We start from the raw sequence: 23,993 nt of genomic DNA, 5'->3' as shown, positions 1-23,993 counted from the left end.
GCCGCGTCCCGGCCCGGTCCCGGCCCGCTCGCGGTGATCATGAAGTTAGCGACGTCGCTCTCGGCGTGTCGCGCCGCTAACTTAATGATCGACGGTGGTGGATGTTGGGGTGAGGGGGGAGCGGGTGGGGATTGGGTGGTGTCGTACGGGTCTGATGGGATGAGCTGATGCAGGCGTACCGGTTGGTGCGGCGGCCCGGGAGGCCGGCGCGGGGGGACGGGTCGACGCCTGACAGCGCTTCCGTGCCCGCCAGCGGCGGCACGTCCGGGGGCGGTGTCGGCACGTCGGTTGGGCCCGATCGCGTGGCCGGGCCCGAGCTGACCTTCGGCGATGGCTGGCGGGCCGACCCGGTGCAGGCCGAGGTGGTCGGGCACACCGACGGGCCCATGCTCGTGCTCGGCGGCCCGGGCACCGGCAAGACCAGCACGCTGGTCGAGGCGGTCGCCGCCCGGGTGGCCGAGGGGGCCGATCCCGAACGGATCCTGGTGCTGACCTTCGGCCGCCGAGGCGCCACAGCACTGCGACAGCGCATCGAGGCCCGGATCGCGCAGGACGGCCACCGGGTGCTGCGCGAGCCGCTGGTGCGCACCTTCCCGGCGTACGCCTTCGGGCTGCTCCGCCGCGCCGCCGCCGAGCGGGGCGAACCGTCGCCCCGGCTGCTCACCGGCCCCGAGCAGGATCTGATCATCCGTGAGCTGCTGGACGTGGTGGGCGAGGAGCCCGAGGACGACCCGGTCGGCTGGCCCACCGACCTGCGCCCCGCCCTGCGCACCCGGGCGTTCGCCGGGCAACTGCGCGACCTGCTCATGCGCGCCGCCGAGCGCGGCGTGGGCCCGATCGACCTGGCTCGGCTGGGTGAGAGGCTCGGCCGCGCCGACTGGCCGGCCGCCGCCCGCTTCCTGCGGGAGTACGTCGCAGTGCTCGCGTTGCGCGACGTCAGCAACCGGGGCTCCATCGCGTACGACCCGGCGGAGCTGGTCCGGGCGGCCACCGGGCTGCTGCGCGACGACGAGGAGTTGCTGGCCGCCGAGCGTCGTCGGCTCGCGTACGTCTACCTCGACGAGCTGGCCGACACCGACCCCGCCCAACTGGAGCTGCTCTCGGTCATCGCCGGCGGTGGCAAGTCGCTTGTCGCGTTCGCCGACCCGGATTCCTCCACGTACGCCTTCCGGGGCGCCGACCCGGCCGGGGTGGCGACGTTCCCGCACCGGTTCCGGACGGCATCCGGTGCGCCGGCCGCGCAGGTGCTGCTGACCGCGTCGTACCGGGCCGGGCCGGGTCTGCTCGCGGCGATCGCCCGGCTGGGTCGCCGCCTGCGGGGTCCGGCCGCGCACCGTCGGCTGCACCCCCTGCCGGACGCGCCGCCCGGCGTGGTCGAGGTGCACACCTTCCGCTCGGCGACCAGCGAGGCTGCCTGGCTGGCCCACGCACTGCGCTCGGCCCACCTGCTCGACGGTGTGCCCTGGTCACGGATGGCGGTGCTGGTGCGGTCCACAGCGTTGCAGTTACCCACCCTGCGACGGGCGCTGCACGCTGCCGGCGTACCCACAGTGGTGCACGGTGAGGATCTGCCCCTGCACCTGCAACCCGCGGTCGCGCCGCTGCTGCTCCTGCTGCGCTGCGCGCTGGAGCCGGAGCGACTCGACGAGGAGGCGGCGGTCGCGCTGCTGCACTCGCCGCTCGGCGGGGCCGACCCGCTGGCCGAGCGGCGGCTGCGGCAGGGCCTGCGCGCGCTCGCCCTGGCCGGTGGTGACCGACGCCCCTCCGGGGAGCTGATCGTCGAGGCATTGCAGGACCCGGAGGAGTTGGGCGGCATCGAGCGGCGCTGGGCGGAGCCAGCGCAGGCGGTGGCCGGGCTGCTGGCCATCGCACGCGAGGTCGCCGCCCGGCCGGGTGCGACCGCCGAGGACGTGCTCTGGGCCGTCTGGCACGCCAGTGGTCTCGCCGAGCGGTGGGCCGGCGCGATCAACCAGGGGCGTCCGGAGGCCGGCGAGGGCGATCTGGCCCGGCGTCGGCGGGCCGAGGCGGCCGACCGAGACCTGGACGCCGTGCTGGTCCTCTTCGACGCGGCGGCCCGGTTCACCGATCGGCTGCCCGGCGCGCGTGCCGAGGTCTTCCTCGACCACGTGCTCGCCCAGGACCTGCCGGCCGACACCATCGCTCCGACAGCCGACCGGGGTGCGGCGGTACGCCTGCTCACCGCGCACGCCGCGAAGGGCCTGGAATGGGACCTGGTCGCTGTGGCCGGCGTGCAGGAGGGCATCTGGCCGGACCTGCGGCTGCGCGGCAGCCTGCTCGGCTCCGAGCGACTGGTCGACGTGCTGGCCGGCCGGTCGGTCGACGGGGCGACAGCGGCGAACGTGGTGGGTCAGACCTCGGCGTTGCTGGACGAGGAGCGCCGGCTTTTCCACGTCGCCATCAGCCGGGCCCGGCACCGGCTGCTGGTCAGCGCCGTGGCGTCTGCCGCCGTCGGCGGCGACGACCACGAGGAGCAACCCAGCCGGTTCCTGCACGAGCTGGGCCCGAGCACACCGCCGCCGACCCCGCCGCCGACGCCGCCGATCGCGCCGCCACCGACCCCGCCGACAGCGCCCGGCCCGCCGCCCGGTCCCCGCACCGAGGCACCCTCCGCCGGCAACCGGGGTGCTGCGGCGAGCGAGACCGGCGACGAGGAGCCGGACCGCCCCGGAGCACTGCCGGTGACCCGCCCACCCCGGGCGCTCACCCTGCCGGCGTTGGTAGCGGAACTGCGTACCGCCATCACCGACCCGGCCGCTCCGGCGGCCCGGCGGCGCGCCGCGGCGGCCGAGCTGGCCCGGCTCGCCGCCGCCGGGGTGCCCGGCGCGCACCCCGACGACTGGTGGGGGTTGCGGGTGCTCTCCGACGACCGGCCGCTCGTCGACGACGGCCACCCGGTGCGGGTTACCCCGTCGGCAATGGAGAGTGCGCTGCGGTGCAGCCTGCGCTGGCTGCTGGAACGGCACGGCGGCAGCGGCCCGACCAGCACCGCGCAGGGGGTGGGCAACCTGGTGCACGCCGCCGCGATGCTCGCCGAGGACGCCAGCGCCGACCGGGGCGCGCTGCTCGACTACGTTGCCGCCCGGTTCGACGCGATCGAGCTGGCGGCCCGGTGGATGGCCGGGCCGGAGCGGGAACGCGCCGAGGCGATGGTCGACAAGCTGCTGCGCTGGCTGGCCACCAATCCACGACGGTTGCTCGCCATCGAGCACGAGTTCGCCGTCCGCCTGGACGACCCGAACCGGCCCATCGACCTCGCCGGCCGGGTCGACCGGCTGGAGGTCGACGAGGCCGGGCGGCTCGTGGTGATCGACCTGAAGACCGGCAAGTCCACAGCTGTCACAGGCACCGACCTTGCCGAGCACCCGCAGCTCGGCGCCTACCAGGCGGCGGTGGAGGCGGGGGCGTTCGCCGAGTTCGGTGACGAGTCCGGTGGTGCGGCGCTGGTGCAGCTCGGCACCTCCGCCAAGGACGCCAGGGAGCAGAATCAGCCGGCAGCCAGCGAGGGGCCGGCGGCCGGTTGGGCGACGGCGCTGGTCCGGCGGACCGCCGATACGATGGCAGCCTCCACGTTCGCCGCGGTGGCCAACTCGAAGTGCCGGGTCTGCCCGGTGCGCACCAGCTGCCCGGTCTCCGGGCAGGGTCGCCAGGTCGTCGAGCCGCCCACCGTCCGACGAACAGGTGAGGGCGAGGAGTGAGCGTGCGAGCCCCGCAGTCACGAACTGAGATGGCACCGTGAGGGCGAGGAGTGCGCCGGTGTTGGGAACTGAGACGGCACTGTGAGTCAACCCACCCTGTTCGGCGCGGGCCCCGCGCCGACGCCCCGACTCGCGGACTCCGGCCCCCGGTACACACCGGTGGAGCTGGCCAAGCTGCTGCGGTTGCCGGCGCCCACCCGGGAGCAGGCCGCGATCATCGCAGCCCCGGTGGAGCCGCTGCTGGTGGTCGCGGGCGCCGGGTCGGGCAAGACCGAGACGATGGCCGCCCGGGTGGTCTGGCTGGTGGCCAACTCGTACGTGCGGCCGGAGCAGATCCTCGGGCTGACCTTCACCCGCAAGGCGGCCGGCGAGCTGGCCCACCGGGTACGGACCCGGCTCGACCAGCTGATCCGCCGAGTCGGCAGGCAGGGACGGGATCCGCTGGACGATCCGCTCGCTGGTGAGCCCACCGTCTCCACCTACCACTCGTACGCGGGGCGGATCGTCACCGAGCACGGGCTGCGGGCCGGCTACGAGCCGTCCACCCGGCTGCTCACCGAGGCGTCCCGCTGGCAGTTGGTCGACCTGCTGGTGCGCAACTACGACGGCGACATGTCCGAGGTGGACCGGATGCCGAGCACCATCACCGACGCGGTGCTGGCGCTGGCCGGGGAGCTGGACGAGCATCTCGTCGCGCCGGACGACCTGGCGGCCTGGACCGGTCGGTTCTTCGCCGAGGTGCAGTCCCGGCCGGGCCGGGTGTACGCCGACGTGCGCAAGGCGCTCACCCTCCAGCAGACCCGGTTGCGCCTGTTGCCGCTGGTGCGGGCCTACGCCCGGCGCAAGGAGGACTTCGAGGCGATGGACTTCGCCGACCAGCTCGCCCGGGCGGCCCGGGTGGCCCGGAACCACCCGGGGGTCGGCGTGATCGAGCGGGACCGCTTCCGGGTGGTGCTGCTCGACGAGTACCAGGACACCAGCCACGCCCAGGTGGTGTTGCTCAACGCGCTGTTCGGTGGCGGGCACCCGGTGACCGCGGTGGGCGACCCGTGCCAGTCGATCTACGGCTGGCGGGGGGCCAGCGCGGGCACCCTGGACCGGTTCCCCACCGAGTTCGCCCGCGCCAACGGTGAACCGGCCCCGGCGCTGGGGCTCACCACGAGTTGGCGCAACCGCCCGGAGATCCTCCGGGTGGCGAACGCGCTCTCCACCCCGCTGCGGGCGGCGGGTGCCCGGGTGCCGGAGCTGCGCTCCGCGCTGACCGTCCGGGATCCGATCCCGCACCGCAGCCCGGGCGGCGCGGCCGGCGGCACCGTGCACTGCGCGATGCTGCCCACGTACGCCGACGAGGCCGACTGGATCGCCGACAGCGTGCTCGCCGCCTGGCGGGGGGCGGCCGGGATGCCGGGCGCGGCCCCGGAACACATCCCGGTGGACCGCCGTCCGACGACCGCCGTGCTGGTCCGGGTGCGCAGCCAGATCCCGGCGATCGAGTCGGCGCTGCGTGAGCGGGGCCTACCGGTCGAGGTGGTCGGGCTGGGCGGCCTGCTGGACACCCCCGAGGTACGCGACGTGGTGTGCACGCTGCGGGTCCTGGCCGACCCGACCGATGGCGCCGCGCTGCTGCGGTTGCTCACCGGCGCCCGGTGGCGGATCGGGCCACGTGACCTGGTGGCGTTGCACCGGCGAGCGCGGGCGATCGCGAACGCCCGGCGACAGGTGGCCGCCGACGAGGCCTCGGAGATCAGCCCCGACCTGTTGGACGAGGCGACCCTGGTGGAGGCGTTGGCCGACCTCGGGCCGGCGCAGGCGTACTCGGCGGAGGGGTTCGCGCGGCTGCGCGCGTACGGCCGGGAACTGGCGCTGCTGCGCTACCGGCTGGACCAGGCGCTGCCGGACCTGATCGCGGACATCGAGCGGACCATCGGCCTGGACGTGGAGGTCGCGGTGCGGGCCGGCCGGGACGGCGCCGGCGACGCGGGCCTGGCCCGAGGGCATCTGGACGCGCTCGGCGACGTGGCGGCCCGGTTCAGCGGGGAGACGCCCGGCGCGACCCTGTCCGGGTTCCTTTCCTACCTGGCCGCCGCCGAGGACGAGGAGCGCGGTCTGGCGCCGGGCGAGGTCGAGGTGGTGGAAGGCGCGGTGCAGGTGGTCACCGCGCACGCCGCCAAGGGCCTGGAGTGGGACGTCGTCGCGGTGGCCGGGCTCAGTCGTGGGCTGTGGCCGGGGCCGGTCCGCAACTCCGACCACTGGCTGGGTGGGCTGGGCGTGCTGCCGTTTCCGCTGCGCGGTGACGCCGACGGGCTGCCCGAGTTGGCACTCGACGAGGCGGGGGACCAGCGGGCCGTGGCGCGGGCGGTGACCGACTTCACCGACGCGTGGCGGGCCCACGACGAGCGGGAGGAACGCCGGCTGACGTACGTGGCGGTGACCCGGCCGCGCCGGCTGCTGCTCTGCTCCGGTTACTGGTGGGGAGAGGGCACGAAGCGACCGCGAGGTCCGTCGGTCTTCCTGCGTGAGGTGTACGACGCCTGCCTCGACGGCGGTCCGGGGCACCTGATCGACGCGTGGGCGCCGGAGCCGACTCCCGACGCGACGAACCCCACGGCCGAGGTGGTGCTCCGCGCGGAGTGGCCGGCCGACCCGCTGGGCGGTCGCCGGCCGGCGTTGGCCGAGGCGGCCGGGCTGGTGCGTCGCCTGATGGCCGACGGACCGGCGGCGGTGCTCCCCGGGCCGGTCGGGCCGGTGCTCGCCGGGCCGGTCGGGCCCGTGTCGCCGGTCGGGTCGGAGGTCGGGCCGGTGCTTGCCGGGCCGGTGCCGTCGATCGAGGCCGAGTCGGTCGAGCCGGAGGTGGATCCGGAGGTGGCGCGCTGGCAGCGCGAGGCGGACCTGCTGTTGGCGGAGCGCGCCGAGCTGACCCGGCTCTCCGGTGCGGTCGAGGTGGCGCTGCCCGGGGCGCTGAGCGTCACTCAGCTGGTCGCGCTGCGGCGCGATCCGGCGGCACTGGCCCGTACGCTGCGTCGCCCGGTGCCGGCCGAACCCAACCCGTACGCCCGTCGAGGCACCGCCTTCCACGCCTGGTTGGAGCAGCGCTTCGGCGCCGACCGCCTGTTGGACCTGGACGAGCTGCCCGGCGCGGCCGACGACGATGCCGCACCCGACGAGGCTCTGGTCGAGCTTCAGGAGCGGTTCCTGGCCAGCGAGTGGGCCGACCGGTCACCGGTGGAGGTGGAGGTGCCCTTCGCCACTGTGATCGCCGGAGTGGTGGTGCGGGGCCGGATGGACGCGGTCTTCGCCCGGCCGGGTGGCCGGTTCGACGTGGTCGACTGGAAGACCGGCGCGCAGCCCTCCGGGCCGGCGGCCGACGTCGCCGCCGTGCAGCTGGCGGTGTACCGCCTGGCCTGGGCCGAGTTGGCCGGCGTGCCGGTCGACCGGGTGGGCGCGGCGTTCCACTACGTCCGCCATGGGGTGACTGTCCGGCCTGCCGACCTGCTGGATGTGACGGGCCTCACCGCCATGATCGCCCAGTTGCCCGAGGATTCTGCCCAACATTGACCATGGCGGGGAAAACCGTGGTAGGTTGACCGGGTTGCAGTTTTGGTTACCAGAGACTCTGTGTGCGCCTGGCGGGATTGTGGCCCCAGGCGCTCTTTGTTGTGTCCGGAGTTCTCCGGGCGGGGCGACCAGAAGCGACAGGCGATTCGCGCATCCCCGCGCGGAGCGCTCCTCTTCGGGCACGCAACACGTGCGTGTCCGACGTTCCGTCAAGGAGACGAAACACATGGCTATTGGCACCGTGAAGTGGTTCAACGCTGACAAGGGCTTCGGCTTCATCACCCCCGACGGCGGCGGCGCCGACGTTTTCGCCCACTTCTCGGCGATCCAGTCCTCCGGCTACCGGAGCCTGGACGAGAACCAGCGGGTCGAGTTCGAGGTGACCCAGGGCCAGAAGGGCCCGCAGGCGGAGAACATCCGCCCGCTCTGATCTTCGGATCGGTCAGCATTACCTGTCGCGCCCTCCGGGTGTGACGGTGACGGGACCGGCCCGCCCCGCTGCCACCTGCCTACGCAGGCGGCGGCCCGGCGGCGGGCCGGCCTGTACTCCCTTTCGGTTCGTGCTTGTGAGTCCTGGCGGCCTTTTTCCGCTGGTGACAGCGCCGACTTCGGCGCCCTCCCTCGACACGTGCCGCGTCGAGGAAGGCTTCCGCATGACCACAGTTATTCCCTCTTTCGCTCATACCGGTCTGGCACCGGCGCTGCTCACCGCGCTGACCGCGCAGGGCATCACCGAGCCGTTCCCGATCCAGTCGGCGACGCTGCCCGACTCGCTCGCCGGCCGGGACGTGCTGGGCCGGGGTCGTACCGGCTCCGGCAAGACCCTCGCCTTCGGGCTTCCGCTGCTGTCCCGCACCGCCGGCCGTAAGGCGCGCCCGGGCCGCCCGCTGGCCCTGGTACTGGTGCCGACCCGCGAGCTGGCTCAGCAGGTCACCACCGCGCTGGCCCCGTACGCCCGCGCCGTCGGGCTGCGCTGCGCCACGGTGGTCGGCGGCCTGTCGTTGCAGCGGCAGGCGGACGCCCTGCGCGCCGGCACCGAGGTTGTCGTCGCCACCCCCGGTCGGCTGCACGACCTGATCAACCGTGGCGACGCCCGGCTCGACCAGGTCGAGATCACGGTGCTCGACGAGGCCGACCAGATGGCCGACATGGGCTTCCTGCCGCAGGTCACCAAGCTGCTGGAGCAGGTCGCGCCGCAGGGGCAGCGGATGCTCTTCTCCGCGACCCTGGACGGCGGCGTGGACCGGCTGGTCCGTCGCTTCCTGAGCAACCCGGTCACCCACTCGGTCGACCCGGGCACCGCGACTGTCACCGCGATGACCCACCACGTGCTGCACGTCGACGCTGCGGACAAGCCCGACGCGTTGACCCGGATCGCCGCCCGTGAGGGCCGCACCATCCTGTTCATGGGCACCAAGCACCGCGCCGACCGGCTGGCCCGCCAACTGCTCTCCAAGGGCGTACGCGCGGCAGCGCTGCACGGCGGCAAGTCCCAGCCGCAGCGCACCCGGATCCTGGAGCAGTTCCGCAACGGTCAGGTGACCGCCCTGGTCGCCACCGACGTGGCGGCCCGTGGCATCCACGTGGACGGTCTGGACATGGTGGTCAACGTGGACCCGCCGACCGAGGCGAAGGACTACCTGCACCGGGGCGGCCGTACCGCCCGGGCCGGCGAGTCCGGTTCCGTGGTCACCCTTGTCCTGCCGGAGCAGCGCCGGGACGTGTCCCGGCTGATGGCCACCGCCGGTATCCGGCCCGAGTCGGTCCAGGTGCGCGCGGGTGACGGAGCGCTGGCCCGGGTGACCGGCGCCCGCGAGCCGTCCGGTGTGCCGGTGACCATCGTCGCTCCGCCGGCGCCCGTCTCTCGGGCCCGTACCTCCGCTGGCTCGGCCGCCGATGGTGGCGCCCGTCCGGCGCACCGCGCGTCGGGCCGGTCCCGTCGGCCGCGTCGTCCCCGTACCGTCTGACCTTCTGCGCGTCGACCGACCCGTCCCGCTTCGGCGGGTCGGGTCGGTTTTGTCTGCACGGAGTTCCGGGCCGGTCGGCTGTCCGTGCGGCCCGACCGGTCAGCCGGCCGCGCCGGGTGGCCCGCTCTGCTGAGTCGGTAATCAGCCTCCGCTGGGTCGGCTGGCCGACTGCGCCCCGGCCGGTCGTGGTCGAGGCTGACCGACGGGGGATGTCGGGCGGGGGGCCCGGCAGGGGAGGGGTGACCATGGCGGGCGAAGCCGGCTCGGGCGCACTGCGTGAACTGATCCTGGTGGTCGCGGTCGCGCTCGCCGGGTTGTTGCTCGCCATGGTCGCGGCCTTCGCGCCCTGGCATGCCACCCCGGCGGGTAACGCTCCCGCCGGTCTGGTGGAGTTGCACAGCCCTGGCGACACGGGCCTCGCCCCGGCGACCGCACACGTGGGCTGAGCAGCGACCGTCCTATCGGTGCCGGCGGAGGGGCAGGCCCGGTCAGGATCGGTGCGAGATGTGGTCGGGTCGGCGGGGCACCGGCCCGGCCACATCACCGTCGCCGCTCAAGATGTGGTGGGGGCGTGGGTGAGCAGGTCGGCCAGGGTGGTGCTGTCGACCACAGTGGCGATCGCCCCGTGCACCGCCAGCCAGACGTCGGTGAGCCCGGCGGCCACTCCGTGATAGCCGGCCCGCTCGGCCGGCAGACCGCGCACCGTGGTGAGCGAGCCGCCGACCGCACGCAGCACGTCTCCGACGGTGATCTCGTCGGCTGGGCGGGTCAGCGCGTACCCACCGTCGGCGCCGCGATGGCTGTGCAGCAGACCGGCCCGGCGCAGGTCGAGCAGGATGCCCTGGAGGAAACTGAGCGGAATGTCCTGCACCTCGGCCAGGCTGGCCGCCTTCACCAACTCGCCGACCCGGTCGCCGTCGCCGCCACCACTGGCGGCGGCGACGGCGAGCATCGCCCGGAGCGCGTAGTCGCTGCGCGCGGAGACGAACACGTCACTGACCAGCCTGGTCCAGTACGCCCCAGCGGCGCCTGATCGCCTTGTCCGCAGCGCCGAACGCGGTGTCTACGAGAAGCCCGACGACCAGGATGACGATCATGATGGCCATCAGCCGTTCCGCGTCCGAGAAATCCCTGGCGTAGGTGAGCTGAGCGCCGATCGACGTTCGCGCGGCGATGACCACGAGCAATTCACCGGCCATCAGACTGCGCCACGCGAAGGCCCAGCCCTGCTTGAGGCCGGCGACGATCGCGGGCAGGGCGGCTGGCGCGATCACGTACCGGTACAGGTTCAGACCCCGGGCACCCAGGTTGCGACCGGCACGCTGCAGCAGCGGCGGGACGTAGTCCACGCCATGGATGACACCGTTGGCGATGGACGGCGCTGCGCCGAGCACCACCACGAAGAAGATCGCCTGTTCGCTGAGTTCGAACAGCAGGATCGCCAGGGGGAACCAGGCAATCGACGGCATCGTCTGCAGCGCCGTGATCATGGACCCGATGGCGGCCCGGAGCACCTTCGACCGAGAGACGCCGAGGCCGAGCAGCAGCCCGACGGCCACTGCGGCGGCAAAGCCGATCACCGCACGCCGTGCCGTGGTCGCCAGCCCGTCCCAGAGCGCCGAACTCAGGAAGTAGTCGGCGAGGTCGGCGAAGACCGGCCCCGGGCCAGGCAGGGCCCACGGGTCCTTCCAGCCGGTCCACACCACTGCCTGCCAGATCCCGATGGCGATGGCCAGCGCTGCCAGCTTTGGCCAGGTGGCCGCCCAGATCCGGGCGCCCCGGGAGACCTCTTTGTCCCGGCCGGCGATCTCCAGCGCGTCGAGGCCGGTGATCTCGGCGTCGGTACGTGCCGAACTGGTGAGGGTGTCACTGGCCATGGCGGCCCACCTCCGTACGGAGCCGCTCGGTGACCTCTGCGGCGATGGCGGCGACCTCGGGGGAGTCGATCCGGCGAGGGCGCGGGATGTTCACCTCGGTGGAGTAGATGATCCGGCCGGGTCGGCTGGAGAGCAGGATGATCCGGTCGGCCAGCCGGGCCGCCTCGCGGACGTTGTGCGTCACGAAGAGCACCGAGAGTTTGCGCTCGGACCAGATCCGTTCCAGCTCGTCGTGCAGGATGTCCCGGGTCATCGCGTCCAGCGCGCCGAACGGCTCGTCCATCAGCAGCACCGGAGTGTCCAGGGCCAACGTGCGGGCGAGCGCGACCCGCTGCCGCATTCCGCCGGAGAGCTCGTGCGGGCGCTTGCGACCGAAGTCGGCAAGGTGCACCGTCCGCAGCAGCTCGGCGACCCGCTCCCGGCGTTGGGCCCGGGGGAGCCGACGCAGCTTGAGGGGCACTTCCACGTTGGCGTCGACGGTCAGCCACGGAAAGAGCGCAGGCTCCTGGAACATCAGGCCCGGGTTGGCGTCGCCGGCCAGGGTGATCTGTCCACCACTGACCCGGTCCAGCCCGGCCACCAGGTTGAGCAGGGTGCTCTTGCCGCAGCCGGACGCGCCGACCAGGCAGACGAACTCGCCCGGTGCGACGTTCAGCGAGACACCGTCCAGGGCCAGGACGGCGTTCGCCCCGCGCCCGTACACCTTGGTCACGCCGGAGAGCGCGACCGCTGTGGTCGCGCTCTGCGGCGTCGTCGTTGTCGACGTCATGGCTGGACGACCTCGGGCTTGCCCTGCGCCTTGAGCGCGTTGTTGAGGTACTTGAGCTCGTACAGGCCCTTGAGGTCGACCGGCTCGGTCAGGTCCACGTCGACGGCGTGGTCGAGGCCGGCCTTCAGGGAGGACGAGATCGGGTCGTTCGTGAACTCCAACGTCGGCCACGCCTGCTTGATCAGCTTCAGGTCCAGTGGCTTACCGGTGATCTTGCCGATCGCGTCGGAGATGGCCTGCTGCGCCTCGTCCGGCTTGGTGTTGACGAACTCGTTGGCGGCCACCTGACCGTCGACCAGCCTCTGCACCACGTCCGGGTGCGCCTTGAGGAACTTGGTGCTCACCAGCAGGTTGGTGATGACGAACTTCTTGTCCGGCCACAGGTCACGCTCGTCGACGAGCACCTTGCCGCCGGCGTTGATCAGGCGGGAGACGAACGGCTCGGGCACCCAGGCGCCGTCGATCGCGCCGCTGTTGAACGTCTCGATGGTCTGGGAATTCTCCTGCGGAACGATCTTGACGTCGCCTCCACCCTCCTTGGTGGTGGTGAGGCCCTGCTGCTTGAGCCAGTACCGGATCGCCACGTCCTGGGTGTTGCCCAGCTGCGGGGTGGCGATCTTCTTGCCCTTCAGGTCCTGCGCCCCGGTGATGCCGGGCTTGACCACGAGTGCCACGCCGCCGGACGCCGCGCCGGAGATGACCCGGACTGCCTCACCCTTGGACTTGGAGAAGGCGTTCACTGTCGGGTTCGGACCGATGTAGGTGGCGTCCAGCGCGCCGGAGAAGACCGCCTCGATGGCGGCCGGGCCGGCGTTGAAGGTCTTCGGGTCCAGCTTGACGTTGGTGCCGAGCTTCTCCGCGAAGATGCCCTTCTCCACGCCGACGACCGCCGGCGCGTGGGTGATGTTGGGGAAGTAGCCGAGGCGCAGCGTCACCGGGCCGGAGCTGCCGCCCGCGCCCTCGCTGTCGTCGCCGCACGCGGCGGTGCTGCCCAGGGTCGCCGCGCCGACCACGGTGAGGGTGGCCAGGGTGACCAACCGACGCAGGGGGAGCCGTCTCATCGTCCATCCAATCCGCAGTATTCCTACTTAGTTGGTAGGAAGAGTGGGCCAGGCTGCGGTCAGCGTCAAGACCCATCCACATGACGGGATGGCGCGTCTCAGTTATGTCGGTATTTCCTACCAGCTTGCTAGGGTAATCGGCATTCGGTCACCGGCAGAGAGGCGACTTCGCGATGACCTTCCACTGGTTCCTGCCCACCTCCGGCGACGGCGACCAGGTCGGTGCCGCCACAGTCACCGCGGGCGCGGCGAGGCACGACCGGGCCGCGACGGTGGCCTACCTGGCCGAGGTTGGCCGGGCCGCCGAGACCAACGGGTTCACCGCCGTTCTCACCCCGGTGGGCGCCGGCTGCCCCGACCCGTGGATCGTCTGCGCGGCGGTCGCCCAGCACACCGAGCGGCTCGGCATGCTGGTCGCGGTCCGGGCCGGTTTCGCGCTGCCCACCCTGATCGCCCAGCAGGCCGAGGCGTTCCAGGCCGTCTCGGGTGGCCGGCTCTCGCTCAACATCGTGACCGGGGGCGACCCGGCCGAGCAGCGGGCGTACGGCGACTTCCTCGGGCACGACGACCGCTACGCGCGCACCGGCGAGTTCGTCGAGGTGCTTCGCCGTGCCTGGGCCGGCGGGCCGTTCGACTACGCCGGGAAGCACTACCGGGTCGACGGCGGCGGCCTGGCCACCCCGCTGGCCGCGCCGCCGCCGGTCTACTTCGGCGGCGCGTCCCCGGCTGCCGAGACGGTGGCCGCCCGCCAGGCCGACGTGTACCTGATGTGGGGTGAACCACCGACGTCGATAGCGGCCCGGGTCGCCCGGGTCCGGGCGCTCGCCGCCGAGCACTGCCGCACAGTGCGCACTGGCCTCCGGCTGCACGTCATCGCCCGTCCGACCAGCGCGCAGGCGTGGGCCGAGGCGGACCGGCTGCTGGCCGGGATGAGCCCGGAGCGGATCACCGCCGCCCAGGCCCGGTTCCGCCGGATGGACTCGGTGGGTCAGGCCCGGATGGCCGCGCTGAACGCCGGCCGCACCGACGGGCTCACCGTCGCACCGAACCTCTGGGCCGGCGTCGGCCTGGTCCGCGAGGGCGCCGGCACCGCGCTGGTCGGCAGCTACGCCGAGGTCGCGGCTCGAATCGACGAGTACGCCGCGCTCGGCGTCGACGAGTTCATCCTCTCCGGCTGGCCGCACCGCGAGGAGGCCGAGCGGGTCGGCGCCGAGGTGCTGCCCCTGGTGACAGCCCCGGTCGCGGCGGCTCCGGGAAGGTCGCGGGTGGCGGAGGTGTCGACGCGCTAGGGTCGACTCCGTGGCGGCGCGGAGATCCAGAATTCCAGCGACGAAGTATCCGGTCGAGCGGTTCACCCTCGACAACGGCCTGCGGGTGGTGCTCACCCCCGATCGCAGTGCCCCGGTGATCGGGGTGGCGGTGGTCTACGACGTCGGCATCCGCTCGGAACCGGAGGGGCGTACCGGCTTCGCCCACCTCTTCGAGCACCTGATGTTCCAGGGCTCGGAGAACCTGGAGAAGCTGGCCCACTTCCGGCACGTGCAGGGCGCGGGTGGCACCTTCAACGGTTCCACCCACCTGGACTACACCGACTACTTCGAGACGCTGCCGAGCAACGCGCTGGAGCGCGCGCTGTTCCTGGAGGCGGACCGGATGCGTGGGCCCCGGCTGACCGAGGAGAACCTGCGCAACCAGGTCGACGTGGTCAAGGAGGAGATCCGGGTCAACGTCCTCAACCGTCCGTACGGCGGCTTCCCCTGGCTCACTCTGCCGCCGGTCATGTTCGACACCTTCCCGAACGCCCACGACGGCTACGGCTCCTTCGACGACCTGGAGTCGGCGACCGTCGCCGACGCCGCGGACTTCTTCCGCCGCTACTACGCCAGCGGCAACGCCGTGCTGGCCGTCAGCGGCGACATCGACGTGGCCGAGGCGACCGAGCTGGTCACCCGGCACTTCGGCGACGTGCCGGCCCGACCGGCACCGCAACGGCCCGACTTCACCGAGCCCGACCTGAGCGCCGAGCGGCGCACCTCGTACACCGATGCCCTGGCGCCGCTGCCGGCGGTGGCCGGCGCCTGGCGCGTGCCCGACCCGGTCACCGACTTCGCCGGCTACCTGCCGTACGTGGTGCTGGCCGAGGTGCTCACCGACGGCGACGCGTCGCGGCTGGTCGAGCGACTGGTGCAGCGGGACCGTACGGTGACCAGCCTCGGCGGATACCTCGGTTTCATGGGCGACCCGTTCGACGTCCGCGACCCCACAGCGCTGCTGTTGCAGGCGCACCTGCCGCCCGGTGGTGATGTGGACAAGGTGCTGCGCACCATCGACGAGGAACTGGACCGGCTGGCCACCGACGGGCTGACCGACGGTGAACTGGCCCGCACCCAGGCCCGGATGGCGACCCACCTGCTGCGGGACACCGACGCGGTGCTCGGTCGGGCGCTGCGGATGGCAGTGCTGGAGCAGCAACGCGGTGAACCGGGTCTGCTCAACGAACTGCCCCGGCTGGTCGGCGAGGTCACCGAGGAGCAGGTCCGGGCCGCCGCGGCCACAGTGCGCCCGGAGCGCCGGGCTGCCATCGAGGTCATTGCCGGAGGCGTTCGGTGAGCGCGAGGAGCGAGCCGGTTTTGCGAGCCCCACAGTCGCGAACGAAGGTGACACAGTGAGTATCGCTACTTCTCCTGCCGGCCCGCGTACGCTGCCGCCGCTCGGGCCGACCCGCAAGCTCAAGGTGCCCAAGCAGGCCGAGCGCACGCTGCGCAACGGGCTCACAGTGATCGCCGTACGCCGGCCCGCCGTACCCCTCGTCGAACTGCGGCTCTGGGTGCCGTTCGGCCGGGTCCACCTGGCCCGCGGCGCGATGCTCTCGCAGACGATGCTCTCCGGCACCGAGTCGATGACCAGCGTGCAGATCGCCGCCGAGTTGCAGAAGGTGGGCGGCGGGCTGTCCGCGGGCGTCGACCCGGACCGGCTGATGCTCTCCGGCGCCGGCCTGGTCACCGGTCTGGACCGGATGCTGGAGCTGCTGGCCGAGGTGCTGACCGGCGCCAGCTACCCCGGTGACGAGGTGGCCACCGAACGGGACCGACTGGTCGACCGGATCCAGGTGGCGCAGAGCCAGCCTTCGCACCTGGCCCGGGAGGCGCTGCTCAAGCGGATCTACGGCCGGCACCCGTACGCGACGCAGACGCCGGAGCCCGGCCAGATCCGTGCCGTCCGACCGGCGGCGCTGCGCACCCTGCACTCGGAGCGGGTCCACCCGACCGGCGCGCAGTTGGTGCTGGTCGGTGACGTACAGCCGGAGAAGGCACTGGACGCGGCCGAGCGGGCGCTCGGCGGCTGGTCGGGTGCCGGGCGGGTGGCCGAGTTGCCGGCGACCCCGCCGTTGGAGCCGGGGCCGCTGCTGCTGGTCGACCGGCCGGGCTCGGTGCAGTCCTCGCTGCGGATCGCGCTGCCGGCGGTGTCGCGCACCGACCCGGACCACGCCCCGCTGCAACTGGCCAACCTGATCTTCGGCGGCTACTTCTCCTCCCGGTGGGTGGAGAACATCCGCGAGGACAAGGGCTACACGTACGGCCCGCACTCGGTGATCGAGCACTCCGTCGCCGGGTCGGTGCTGGTCGCCGGCGCCGACGTGGCCACCGAGGTCACCGGCCCGGCGCTGCTGGAGACGACGTACGAGCTGGGTCGGTTGGCGTCGCTGCCGCCGAAGCCAGAGGAGTTGGAGCAGGCCCGGCAGTACGCCCTGGGCACCCTCCAGCTCGGCATGTCCACCCAGGCCGGGTTGGCGGCGTTGACCAGCGCGTACGCCGGCAACGGTCTGCGCCTGGACTTTCTCGCCGAGTACGCGGCGAGGTTGGCGAAGGCGAGCATCGACGACGTCGCGCAGGCGGCGGCCCGCTATCTGGCCCCGGCTCGGGCGGCGATAGTGGTGCTCGGCGACGCGGAGCGGATCACTCCGGGGCTGGCCACGCTGACCACTGTTCACACCGAGCAGAAGGCGTGAGTGGGCGGAGCGCTGGCGTGAGCGAGCGGGGTGGGCGAACCATGGGGCTCAGTAGCGGAGCGGCGGCGTGAGCGGGGAGGCGGCGCCGCCTCTGGCGCGGTCCACGCTGGATCGGGCCGCGCACCGGCGGGGTGACTCGCAGTGGTTGACCGAGGCGTGGTTGCGCGCCCGGGTGCTGCTGCTCGACTCGACCGACGAGGGTCGGACGCTGGCCCGCACCGAGACGTCGCCTCCGACATTGGTGCTGTTCGGGTCGGCTGACGTGCCCGCCGGGTCGGAGTCGATGGCGATGTTCCTGGGTGTCGAGCCGGACGGGGTGCCGGTCTTCGCTGTCGACGCGCCTCTGCCGGCGATCCCGGGGACCCGGGCGGTCCACCTCCGGGAGGTGGGTCACCTGCTCGCCGACCGCGAGGCCGGCATCTTCACCACCGCGTTGGCGCTGGTCAACTGGCACACCCGGCACGGTTACTCGACGAGCACCGGCGCGCCGACCGCTATGGACGAGGCGGGTTGGTCCCGGGTGGACCGCAACGGTGGGCGGATCTGGCCGCGTACCGACCCGGCGATGATCGTGCTCGTCCATGACGGCGTGGACGGCCCGGACGGCCGCTGCCTACTCGGCAACAATGCCGGCTGGCAGGGCACCCCGGGTGGTCGCCGCTACTCCTGCCTGGCCGGCTACGTGGAGCCAGGGGAGTCGGCGGAGGCGGCCGTGCTGCGCGAGGTCCGGGAGGAGGTGGGCATCGGGGTCGAGCGCATCGGGTACGTGGGCAGCCAGGCCTGGCCGTTCCCCGGCTCGCTGATGCTGGGCTTCCTGGCCACGGCGAACCCGACCGAGCCGGTGCGGGTCGACCCGTCCGAGATCGCGTACGCCAGGTGGTTCTCCCGCCGGGAGATCGGGGCGGCGTTGGCCGGGCAGACGGTGGACGTGGGCGACGGGGCCCGGCTGATCCTGCCGCCTCCGTCGTCGATAGCGCTGTTCCTCATCCACCGCTGGCTGGACGGCTGGGTGGACGCCGACCGCTGAGCACGGTCCCGACCCGTGGCCGCCGTTGCCGCGGCGGTCACGGGCCGGGAACACGGGCCGTCATGGTCGGCGGGTGCGAGTTACGCGGCGGGGGAGCCGGTCCGACCACGACGGACGACCTGTGAAATCAGGTGCCGGTGCGGCCCGGTCTGTGTCGGAAGGCGGGCCGCGACTCGATCAGCGGGAGGACCTTGACCCGTTGCTTGCCGGCGCGGACCGCGCCGACGGTGGCCAGGGCCCGGGCCAGCAGCAGCGCGGCGTCCCGGTCCTCGGCGTGCACGATCTGCCGGCGCGGCTCGGGCGTGGTCGTCTCGTCGCGAAGTCGGTGGCCGTCCGCCCAGGCGGCGGCGATGTCCCCGTCAGCGACGGCGCGGATGTCGGTGCGAACGATCAGGAACCGCATGAGGGTCTCCGGATGAACCGCGACGGATGAGCCAGTGTGGAAGTTCCACGTACTCGAGGGCCATGTTACGCCCCGTGTTCGTCCCAGCAACTGAAACGCGCCTATCGGTTTCGAGCCTCGTCCGATCGGCGGATGGCTGCTCAGCGGGGTCGCCGGGTCGCAAAGCGACGGGGCCGCCGGCAGTGCGCCGACGGCCCCGTACCAGTCACCGGATCAGTTCAGATCGAACTGGCCCTTCTTCGCCCCGGTGATGAAACCGAGCCATCCCGCGCGGTTGAACAGCAGGACCGGGCCGCCCCGGTCCTTGCTGTCGCGCAGGGCGACCGCCGACGGGCCGGTGGCCAGTGGGGCGACCTCCACGCAGTTGGAGGTCTGGCTGCGTGTGCTGGTACGCCACGGGGCGTCCGCCAACGAGTGGGCGGAGACGGACGGCGTGTTGCGGATTTCGTTCATGGCTCTGCTCCTGATGTGCAGCGATCCGATGGGACGAGTGGTGCCGCACGTACCGACGGAGGGTCCCCCGTGGATCACCGGTCCGTCAGTCGCCCCGAATCCCGGCGGCGTTGGGTCGGCGCCGTTGCCGGCCCGAACGCCACTGTGGATGGGGGCGTCGCCTCGGTCAGCCGTCCCGTCGCCTCGATCAGCCAGGAGAGGGTGTCCGAGGCGTTAAGTGCCGCCGTGCATAGCCACTCGAACACCACTTTATAGCTATTTAGGGTGATTGACTCGGTCGACATGACGTCGGTGAAGCCACCTTCGATGGCCAATGTCTCCGGATCGAGGGGATCGGCGAACCGATAGACCGAGAAGGCGGTCGGCGGAAGGTACCAATTGCCGATCTGGGTATCCCGGGGGAGCACGTGCAGGGCCACGTTGGGTAGCAGCGCCAACTCGCAGAGCTGGAGCAGCTGCTCGTGCAGCACCTCCGGTGGCCCGGCCCGGCGGCCGAGAGCCGCCTCCTCCAACACTGCTGTGTAGCGGGGAGCGTGCGGCTCGCGGGTCAGCAGCGACTGGCGGGCCAGCCGCGCCTGCACCTCGGTCTCCGGCTCGTCGCCAGGCTCCGGCTCGCCCGCGCCCGCGTTAACCTGACGGGCCGACATGATGCGGAGTTGGGCGTACCCGGGGGTCTGCAACAGGCCCGGCACCAGGACCGGGTTGTACTCGGAGATCTCCGCGCAGCCCGCCTCCAACTCGGCCCAGCCGCGCTGTTGCTGCGTCATCACGGGGAAGTTCTTCAACCAGCCGCGCATGTCGCCGGCCTCGTTGGTGATGCCCAGCAACTCGTCGTGCAGCGCCTGGTCGGCGCCGTAGAGGTCGAGCAGGTCGCCGACGTCCTGCGGGTCCGGTCGGCTGCGGCCGTTCTCCAAGCGGGACAGTTTGGACGCGGAGGCCCAACCGATACGCTCGATGACCTGATCGCCGGTGAGGCCCGCGGCCTCACGTAGGCGGCGCAGCTCGACGCCCAACCGGCGACGACGCAGGATCGGGCTGGGTGCGGCAGGAGGCACAGTGTCCTCTTTCCCGTCGACCGCCGCAGACGCGACGGTAACTGTATGAAATTCGCCCCCCACGGTCAGTATGGACGGCGCGACCGGTGTCGGAGGTTCCGGCGAGGGCGTGTCTTGCGAAAATCGCACCACGGGAATGCCGGATGACGACGGACCCGCGGTGGCGCCCCGTCGACCTCGCCCACCCGGGCACGCCATCCCGCCGGAGGGACCCATGCGCACGATCCTGCGCCGACCCGACTTCCGCCTGCTCTTCGGCGGCCTGCTGGCCAGCATGACCGCCGAGTCGATCCTGCTGCTCGCACTCGCCATCTGGGTCAAGGATCTGACTGGCTCGAACGGGTTGGCCGGTGCCACGATCTTCGCTGTCATCGCGCCGATGACGCTGGCGCCGCTGGTCGGCTGGGTCGTCGACCGCTACCCGCGCCGACCGTTCTTCGTGGCCGCGAACGTGCTGACCGCGGCCCTGCTCGCCCCGTTGTTCACCGTCCGCGACGCGGGCGACGTCTGGGTCGTCTATCTGGTGGCCGCCCTGTATGGACTCTCGTCCATCACGCTCGGCGCGGCGCTCAGTGGGCTCATCCGCGAGATGGTGCCGGTCGAGCTGCTGGCCGACGCGAACGGCGTGCTGCAGACCGTACGTCAGGGGATCCGCCTGGTCGGCCCGCTGGTGGGCGCGGCGCTCTACGCGGCGCTCGGGGGGTGGGCGCTGGCCGGCATCGGCATGGTCGGATTTCTGACCGCGGCGGCGGTGGTCACCGCGCTGCCCACTCCGCAACAGCTGCCACCCGCCGTACGGCTGCGGTGGCCGGCCGAACTGGGCGCCGGTCTGCGGCACCTGGCCGGCGAACCGGCCCTGCGACGGGCCCTGCTCGGCTACGGGCTCGGGTCACTGGTGATGGGCTTCAGCGAGTCGCTCATCTTCGCCTACGTCGACCAGGGGTTGAACCGGGATGCCACGTTCGTGGGGGTGCTGGTCACAGTGCAGGGCGTCGGTGGGTTGCTCGGTGGACTCTGCTCACCGACGCTGGTCCGCCGGCTCGGAGAGGTCGGTACGCTGGCCGCCGGGGTCGCCTTCTTCTCTCCGGCCGCGCTCGCGCTCGCGTTCCCCGATCTGCGGCTCGGCGTCGCGGCGGTGCTGCTGGCCGGGGTCTCGCTCCCACTGACGATGGTGGGTCTGCACACGCTGATCCAGCGCCGCACGCCGCCTTCGCTGGTCGGCCGGGTCGCCGCAGCCACCCAGGCGGTGGTCAGCGGGCCGCAGGCGGTCTCCATCGGGGCGGGTGCCCTGCTGGTCGGGTTTCTGGACTACCGGCTGCTGTTTGCGCTGGTCGGGGTGGCCACCCTGGCCGCCGGCAGCTACCTGTGGCGGGGCCGGCACCTGAGCGCGCCGGCCGGGGCCCGCCCGCCGACGCCCACCCGCCGCCCGACGCTCCCGGCACCTCGCCGTCCGGCCGAGGACGCCGACCGACCCGGGCTTCCGACACCCACCGACCGTGGCCATTCGTTCCCGAACACGACGAGCGGCCGCCCCGGGTGGGGCGGCCGCACACCGAGAATGAACCGGAAGATCAGGCGTTGAGCGTCTCCAGGTGCTGCTTCACCTGGGTGATCGAGGGATTCGTCAGGGCACTGCCGTCCGCGAAGCGCAGCGTCGGCACCGTCTGGTTGCCGCCGTTGACGCTCATCACGAACTCCGCGGCCTTCGGGTCCTGCTCGATGTCGACCACCTCGTACCCGATGCCCTCCCGGTCGAGCTGCGACTTCAGCCGGTGGCAGTAGCCGCACCAGGGGGTGGAATACATCGTCAGCATCCTCGGATCCTCCAACTCCTCCGGCCGCGGCTTGCGGATCAAGCCGAGGCTGTTCGCTGCAACGCTGGGAGGAGCTGAGATGATTCCTGGTTGTGGTGGTTCACTCAGGGTCGGAACAGGTGCTCGCCGGGCTGGACCCGGAGCAGCGCTCCGCCGTGACCGCACCTGCCGGCCCGGTCTGCATCCTTGCCGGCGCCGGCACCGGCAAGACCCGGGCGATCACCTCCCGAATCGCCCACCGGGCGCTCTCCGGGGAGATCTCCCCCCGGCACGTGCTCGCTGTCACCTTCACCGCCCGCGCCGCCGCCGAGATGCGACACCGCCTCACTCTGCTCGGGGCGAGCGGTGTCCAGGCGCGGACATTTCACGCCGCAGCGCTGCGCCAGGTGCGGTACTTCGCGCCCCGGCTGCTGGCCGGCCGCGCCATGCCCGAGCTGCTGGACAGCAAGGTACGACTGGTCACCCTCGCCGCCGCCCGGGTCGGCCTGCGTACCGACCGGGCCGCCGCCCGCGACCTGGCCGGCGAGATCGAGTGGGCGAAGTCGTCGCTGGTCGAGCCGACGGACTACGTGGTGGCGGCGGCCCGGGCACTGCGCGACACACCGCACGAGCCGACGAAGGTAGCCGACGTGTTCACCGCGTACGAGCAGCTCAAGCGCTCGAACGGCGTGATCGACTTCGAGGACATGCTGCGGGCAGCGGTGTGGGGCATCGAGGAGCACCCGGACGTCGGCGAGCAGATCCGCACCCAGTACCGGCACTTCGTGGTCGACGAGTACCAGGACGTCAACCCACTCCAGCAGCGGTTGCTGGACGCCTGGCTGGCCGGCCGCAACGACCTGACAGTGGTCGGCGACGCCAGCCAGACGATCTACTCGTTCACCGGGGCGACCTCGGCGTACCTTGTCGACTTCCCCCGCCGGCACCGCAACGCCACAGTGGTCCGGCTGGTCCGCGACTACCGCTCCACACCGCAGGTGGTCGGGCTGGCCAACGCGGTGATCTCCCAGGCCCGCGGCACCGAGGCGCGCCTGCGGCTGGAGTTGAGCGGGCAACGCCCACCCGGCCCCGAGCCGGACCTGCGGATCTTCACGGATGAGCCGGCCGAGGCGAACGCGGTGGCCGCGCGCTGCCGTTCGCTGATCGACGCGGGCACGCCGGCGAAGGAGATCGCCGTGCTGTTCCGCGTCAACGCGCAGTCCGAGGCGTACGAGAAGGCGCTCACCGAGGCCGCGGTGCCGTACGTCGTGCAGGGCGCGGAGCGGTTCTTCGAACGGACCGAGGTGCGCCAGGCGATGGTCGCGCTGCGTGCGGCCACCCGCTCGATCCCGGGGGAGACACCGCTGCCGGCCGCCGTCGTCGAGGCGCTCAGCGCCGTCGGCTGGGCCCCGGACGCGCCCCCGGCCGGCGGCGCCGCCCGCGAGCGATGGGAGGCGCTGTCCGCGTTGGTACAGCTCGCCGAGGAGTACGCGGCAACCCCCGAGGTGGTGCCGATCGGCGAGGCCGCCTCGGTGGAGCGCCCGGTCACCCTCACCGACTTCACCGAGGAGTTGGCGCGCCGGGCCGCCCAGCAGCACGTGCCGACGGTGGACGGCGTGACGCTGGCGTCCCTGCACTCGGCCAAGGGGCTGGAGTGGGACGCGGTCTTCCTGGTCGGCCTCGCCGAGGGCACCCTGCCCACCATCTACGCCAAGACCGTCGAACAGGTCGAGGAGGAGCGCCGGCTGCTCTACGTCGGGATCACCCGCGCCCGGGAGTGGCTCTGGCTGTCGTACGCCGCCGCGCGCTCGCCGGGCGGACGGGCCCGGCGGCCGTCGCGGTTCCTGCCCCAACTGGACCGCTCCGGCGGCACGGAACGGGCGACCGGCGGCGCCGATCCGGCCCGCCGTCCCGAGCGACGGCGCACCCAGATCGTCTCCTGCCGGATCTGCGGCGCCACCCTGCTCGCCGGCCCGGACCGCAAGCTCGGCCGCTGCCCCACCTGCCCGTCCGACATAGACGATGAGCTGCACGAACGGCTGCGCGAGTGGCGGCAGCGGGTAGCCGGTGCGCAGAAGGTTCCGGCGTACGTGGTCTTCACCGACGCGACGCTCGTCGCGTTGGCCGAGCGGCGACCGGGCCGGTCTGAAGAGTTGATCGCCATCGCCGGTATCGGCCCTCGCAAACTGGGTCTCTACGGGGAGTCGGTGCTGGCCCTCGTGGCCGGTGCCGGGGTGGACGATGTCTGCCCGGAGAAAACTTTCGAAATCTCGTCGTAAATTCGTTTGCCCTCGCCCCGGCGCGAGGA

Annotated in this window: 19 protein-coding genes; 11 read left to right on the top strand and 8 right to left on the bottom strand. The window is 72.5% G+C overall.

What is annotated here, in order from left to right; all coding sequences use genetic code 11:
* Positions 1-167: 167 nt before the first annotated feature.
* The 5 genes from AB0C19_RS21710 to AB0C19_RS21690 all read left to right on the top strand — a co-directional run bounded on the left by AB0C19_RS21710 (position 168) and on the right by AB0C19_RS21690 (position 9,684).
* Positions 168-3,716 (top strand): ATP-dependent DNA helicase, encoded by a 3,549-nt coding sequence (locus AB0C19_RS21710; RefSeq protein WP_357188013.1) that lies wholly within the window; start codon positions 168-170, stop codon positions 3,714-3,716.
* Between the two features lie 81 nt (positions 3,717-3,797).
* The gene (locus AB0C19_RS21705) at positions 3,798-7,271 is read left to right on the top strand and encodes a UvrD-helicase domain-containing protein (protein WP_357188011.1); all 3,474 of its coding nucleotides are present in this window, start codon (positions 3,798-3,800) and stop codon (positions 7,269-7,271) included.
* Positions 7,272-7,497: 226 nt separating this feature from the next.
* Positions 7,498-7,701: a cold-shock protein gene (locus AB0C19_RS21700; RefSeq protein WP_007464836.1), complete on the top strand. Its 204-nt coding sequence runs from the start codon at positions 7,498-7,500 to the stop codon at positions 7,699-7,701.
* A gap of 223 nt (positions 7,702-7,924) precedes the next feature.
* Positions 7,925-9,238: a DEAD/DEAH box helicase gene (locus AB0C19_RS21695; RefSeq protein ID WP_357188009.1), complete on the top strand. Its 1,314-nt coding sequence runs from the start codon at positions 7,925-7,927 to the stop codon at positions 9,236-9,238.
* A 245-nt stretch (positions 9,239-9,483) separates the two neighbouring features.
* Entirely contained in the window at positions 9,484-9,684 is a 201-nt protein-coding gene (locus AB0C19_RS21690) for a hypothetical protein (RefSeq protein WP_357188007.1), read from the top strand.
* A gap of 107 nt (positions 9,685-9,791) precedes the next feature.
* On the opposite strand, the gene AB0C19_RS21685 is transcribed toward AB0C19_RS21690, so the two are convergent.
* The 4 genes from AB0C19_RS21685 to AB0C19_RS21670 are packed head-to-tail and all read right to left on the bottom strand — an operon-like array spanning position 9,792 to position 12,945.
* Complete coding sequence (locus tag AB0C19_RS21685; protein WP_357188005.1) at positions 9,792-10,229, bottom strand: Rrf2 family transcriptional regulator; 438 nt, start codon at positions 10,227-10,229, stop codon at positions 9,792-9,794.
* 1 nt (position 10,230) lies between these two features.
* The gene (locus AB0C19_RS21680) at positions 10,231-11,115 is read right to left on the bottom strand and encodes an ABC transporter permease (protein WP_145789226.1); all 885 of its coding nucleotides are present in this window, start codon (positions 11,113-11,115) and stop codon (positions 10,231-10,233) included.
* Positions 11,105-11,884 (bottom strand): ABC transporter ATP-binding protein, encoded by a 780-nt coding sequence (locus tag AB0C19_RS21675; RefSeq protein ID WP_112698544.1) that lies wholly within the window; start codon positions 11,882-11,884, stop codon positions 11,105-11,107. The genes AB0C19_RS21680 and AB0C19_RS21675 overlap by 11 nt, the downstream gene beginning before the upstream one ends.
* Positions 11,881-12,945, bottom strand: coding sequence for an ABC transporter substrate-binding protein (locus AB0C19_RS21670; RefSeq protein WP_357188003.1), 1,065 nt, complete (start codon positions 12,943-12,945; stop codon positions 11,881-11,883). The genes AB0C19_RS21675 and AB0C19_RS21670 overlap by 4 nt, the downstream gene beginning before the upstream one ends.
* 173 nt (positions 12,946-13,118) lie before the next feature.
* Between AB0C19_RS21670 and AB0C19_RS21665 the strand changes: the two genes are divergently transcribed.
* The 4 genes from AB0C19_RS21665 (at position 13,119) to nudC (ending at position 17,981) form a co-directional block, all read left to right on the top strand.
* Complete coding sequence (locus tag AB0C19_RS21665; protein WP_357188001.1) at positions 13,119-14,234, top strand: LLM class flavin-dependent oxidoreductase; 1,116 nt, start codon at positions 13,119-13,121, stop codon at positions 14,232-14,234.
* 10 nt (positions 14,235-14,244) lie between these two features.
* The gene (locus AB0C19_RS21660) at positions 14,245-15,555 is read left to right on the top strand and encodes a pitrilysin family protein (protein ID WP_112600950.1); all 1,311 of its coding nucleotides are present in this window, start codon (positions 14,245-14,247) and stop codon (positions 15,553-15,555) included.
* A 55-nt stretch (positions 15,556-15,610) separates the two neighbouring features.
* Positions 15,611-16,954, top strand: coding sequence for a pitrilysin family protein (locus tag AB0C19_RS21655; protein WP_357187998.1), 1,344 nt, complete (start codon positions 15,611-15,613; stop codon positions 16,952-16,954).
* 67 nt (positions 16,955-17,021) lie between these two features.
* Positions 17,022-17,981 (top strand): NAD(+) diphosphatase, encoded by a 960-nt coding sequence (gene nudC / locus AB0C19_RS21650; protein ID WP_357187996.1) that lies wholly within the window; start codon positions 17,022-17,024, stop codon positions 17,979-17,981.
* Between the two features lie 127 nt (positions 17,982-18,108).
* Here nudC and AB0C19_RS21645 read toward each other — a convergent pair whose 3' ends face one another.
* The 3 genes from AB0C19_RS21645 to AB0C19_RS21635 form a co-directional block, all read right to left on the bottom strand.
* The gene (locus AB0C19_RS21645) at positions 18,109-18,384 is read right to left on the bottom strand and encodes a hypothetical protein (protein ID WP_091406149.1); all 276 of its coding nucleotides are present in this window, start codon (positions 18,382-18,384) and stop codon (positions 18,109-18,111) included.
* A gap of 213 nt (positions 18,385-18,597) precedes the next feature.
* The gene (locus AB0C19_RS21640; RefSeq protein ID WP_112583698.1) at positions 18,598-18,837 is read right to left on the bottom strand and encodes a DUF397 domain-containing protein; all 240 of its coding nucleotides are present in this window, start codon (positions 18,835-18,837) and stop codon (positions 18,598-18,600) included.
* Positions 18,838-18,911: 74 nt separating this feature from the next.
* Positions 18,912-19,892: a helix-turn-helix transcriptional regulator gene (locus AB0C19_RS21635; RefSeq protein ID WP_357187993.1), complete on the bottom strand. Its 981-nt coding sequence runs from the start codon at positions 19,890-19,892 to the stop codon at positions 18,912-18,914.
* Between the two features lie 214 nt (positions 19,893-20,106).
* On the opposite strand from AB0C19_RS21635, the gene AB0C19_RS21630 reads away from it, so the two are divergent.
* The gene (locus AB0C19_RS21630) at positions 20,107-21,474 is read left to right on the top strand and encodes an MFS transporter (RefSeq protein ID WP_357187991.1); all 1,368 of its coding nucleotides are present in this window, start codon (positions 20,107-20,109) and stop codon (positions 21,472-21,474) included.
* On the opposite strand, the gene AB0C19_RS21625 is transcribed toward AB0C19_RS21630, so the two are convergent.
* The gene (locus AB0C19_RS21625; protein ID WP_030337579.1) at positions 21,464-21,706 is read right to left on the bottom strand and encodes a mycoredoxin; all 243 of its coding nucleotides are present in this window, start codon (positions 21,704-21,706) and stop codon (positions 21,464-21,466) included. The two genes, AB0C19_RS21630 and AB0C19_RS21625, sit on opposite strands and share 11 nt — an antisense overlap.
* A 92-nt stretch (positions 21,707-21,798) precedes the next feature.
* On the opposite strand from AB0C19_RS21625, the gene AB0C19_RS21620 reads away from it, so the two are divergent.
* Positions 21,799-23,964 (top strand): ATP-dependent DNA helicase UvrD2, encoded by a 2,166-nt coding sequence (locus tag AB0C19_RS21620; protein WP_357187989.1) that lies wholly within the window; start codon positions 21,799-21,801, stop codon positions 23,962-23,964.
* Positions 23,965-23,993 lie beyond the last annotated feature (29 nt).

It is taken from the genome of Micromonospora sp. NPDC048842 (assembly GCF_040649935.1).
Taxonomy (GTDB): domain Bacteria; phylum Actinomycetota; class Actinomycetes; order Mycobacteriales; family Micromonosporaceae; genus Micromonospora; species Micromonospora hortensis.
This window is presented reverse-complemented; position numbering and strand designations above follow the sequence as displayed.

What these genes read in the sequence shown, in the direction of transcription:
- AB0C19_RS21710 (WP_357188013.1), top strand. Translation starts at nt 168, where the DNA reads ATGCAGGCGTACCGGTTGGTGCGGCGGCCCGGGAGGCCGGCGCGGGGG.
- AB0C19_RS21700 (WP_007464836.1), top strand. Translation starts at nt 7,498, where the DNA reads ATGGCTATTGGCACCGTGAAGTGGTTCAACGCTGACAAGGGCTTCGGC.
- AB0C19_RS21695 (WP_357188009.1), top strand. Translation starts at nt 7,925, where the DNA reads ATGACCACAGTTATTCCCTCTTTCGCTCATACCGGTCTGGCACCGGCG.
- AB0C19_RS21690 (WP_357188007.1), top strand. Translation starts at nt 9,484, where the DNA reads ATGGCGGGCGAAGCCGGCTCGGGCGCACTGCGTGAACTGATCCTGGTG.
- AB0C19_RS21680 (WP_145789226.1), bottom strand. Translation starts at nt 11,115, where the DNA reads ATGGCCAGTGACACCCTCACCAGTTCGGCACGTACCGACGCCGAGATC.
- AB0C19_RS21675 (WP_112698544.1), bottom strand. Translation starts at nt 11,884, where the DNA reads ATGACGTCGACAACGACGACGCCGCAGAGCGCGACCACAGCGGTCGCG.
- AB0C19_RS21670 (WP_357188003.1), bottom strand. Translation starts at nt 12,945, where the DNA reads ATGAGACGGCTCCCCCTGCGTCGGTTGGTCACCCTGGCCACCCTCACC.
- AB0C19_RS21665 (WP_357188001.1), top strand. Translation starts at nt 13,119, where the DNA reads ATGACCTTCCACTGGTTCCTGCCCACCTCCGGCGACGGCGACCAGGTC.
- AB0C19_RS21645 (WP_091406149.1), bottom strand. Translation starts at nt 18,384, where the DNA reads ATGCGGTTCCTGATCGTTCGCACCGACATCCGCGCCGTCGCTGACGGG.
- AB0C19_RS21640 (WP_112583698.1), bottom strand. Translation starts at nt 18,837, where the DNA reads ATGAACGAAATCCGCAACACGCCGTCCGTCTCCGCCCACTCGTTGGCG.
- AB0C19_RS21630 (WP_357187991.1), top strand. Translation starts at nt 20,107, where the DNA reads ATGCGCACGATCCTGCGCCGACCCGACTTCCGCCTGCTCTTCGGCGGC.
- AB0C19_RS21625 (WP_030337579.1), bottom strand. Translation starts at nt 21,706, where the DNA reads ATGCTGACGATGTATTCCACCCCCTGGTGCGGCTACTGCCACCGGCTG.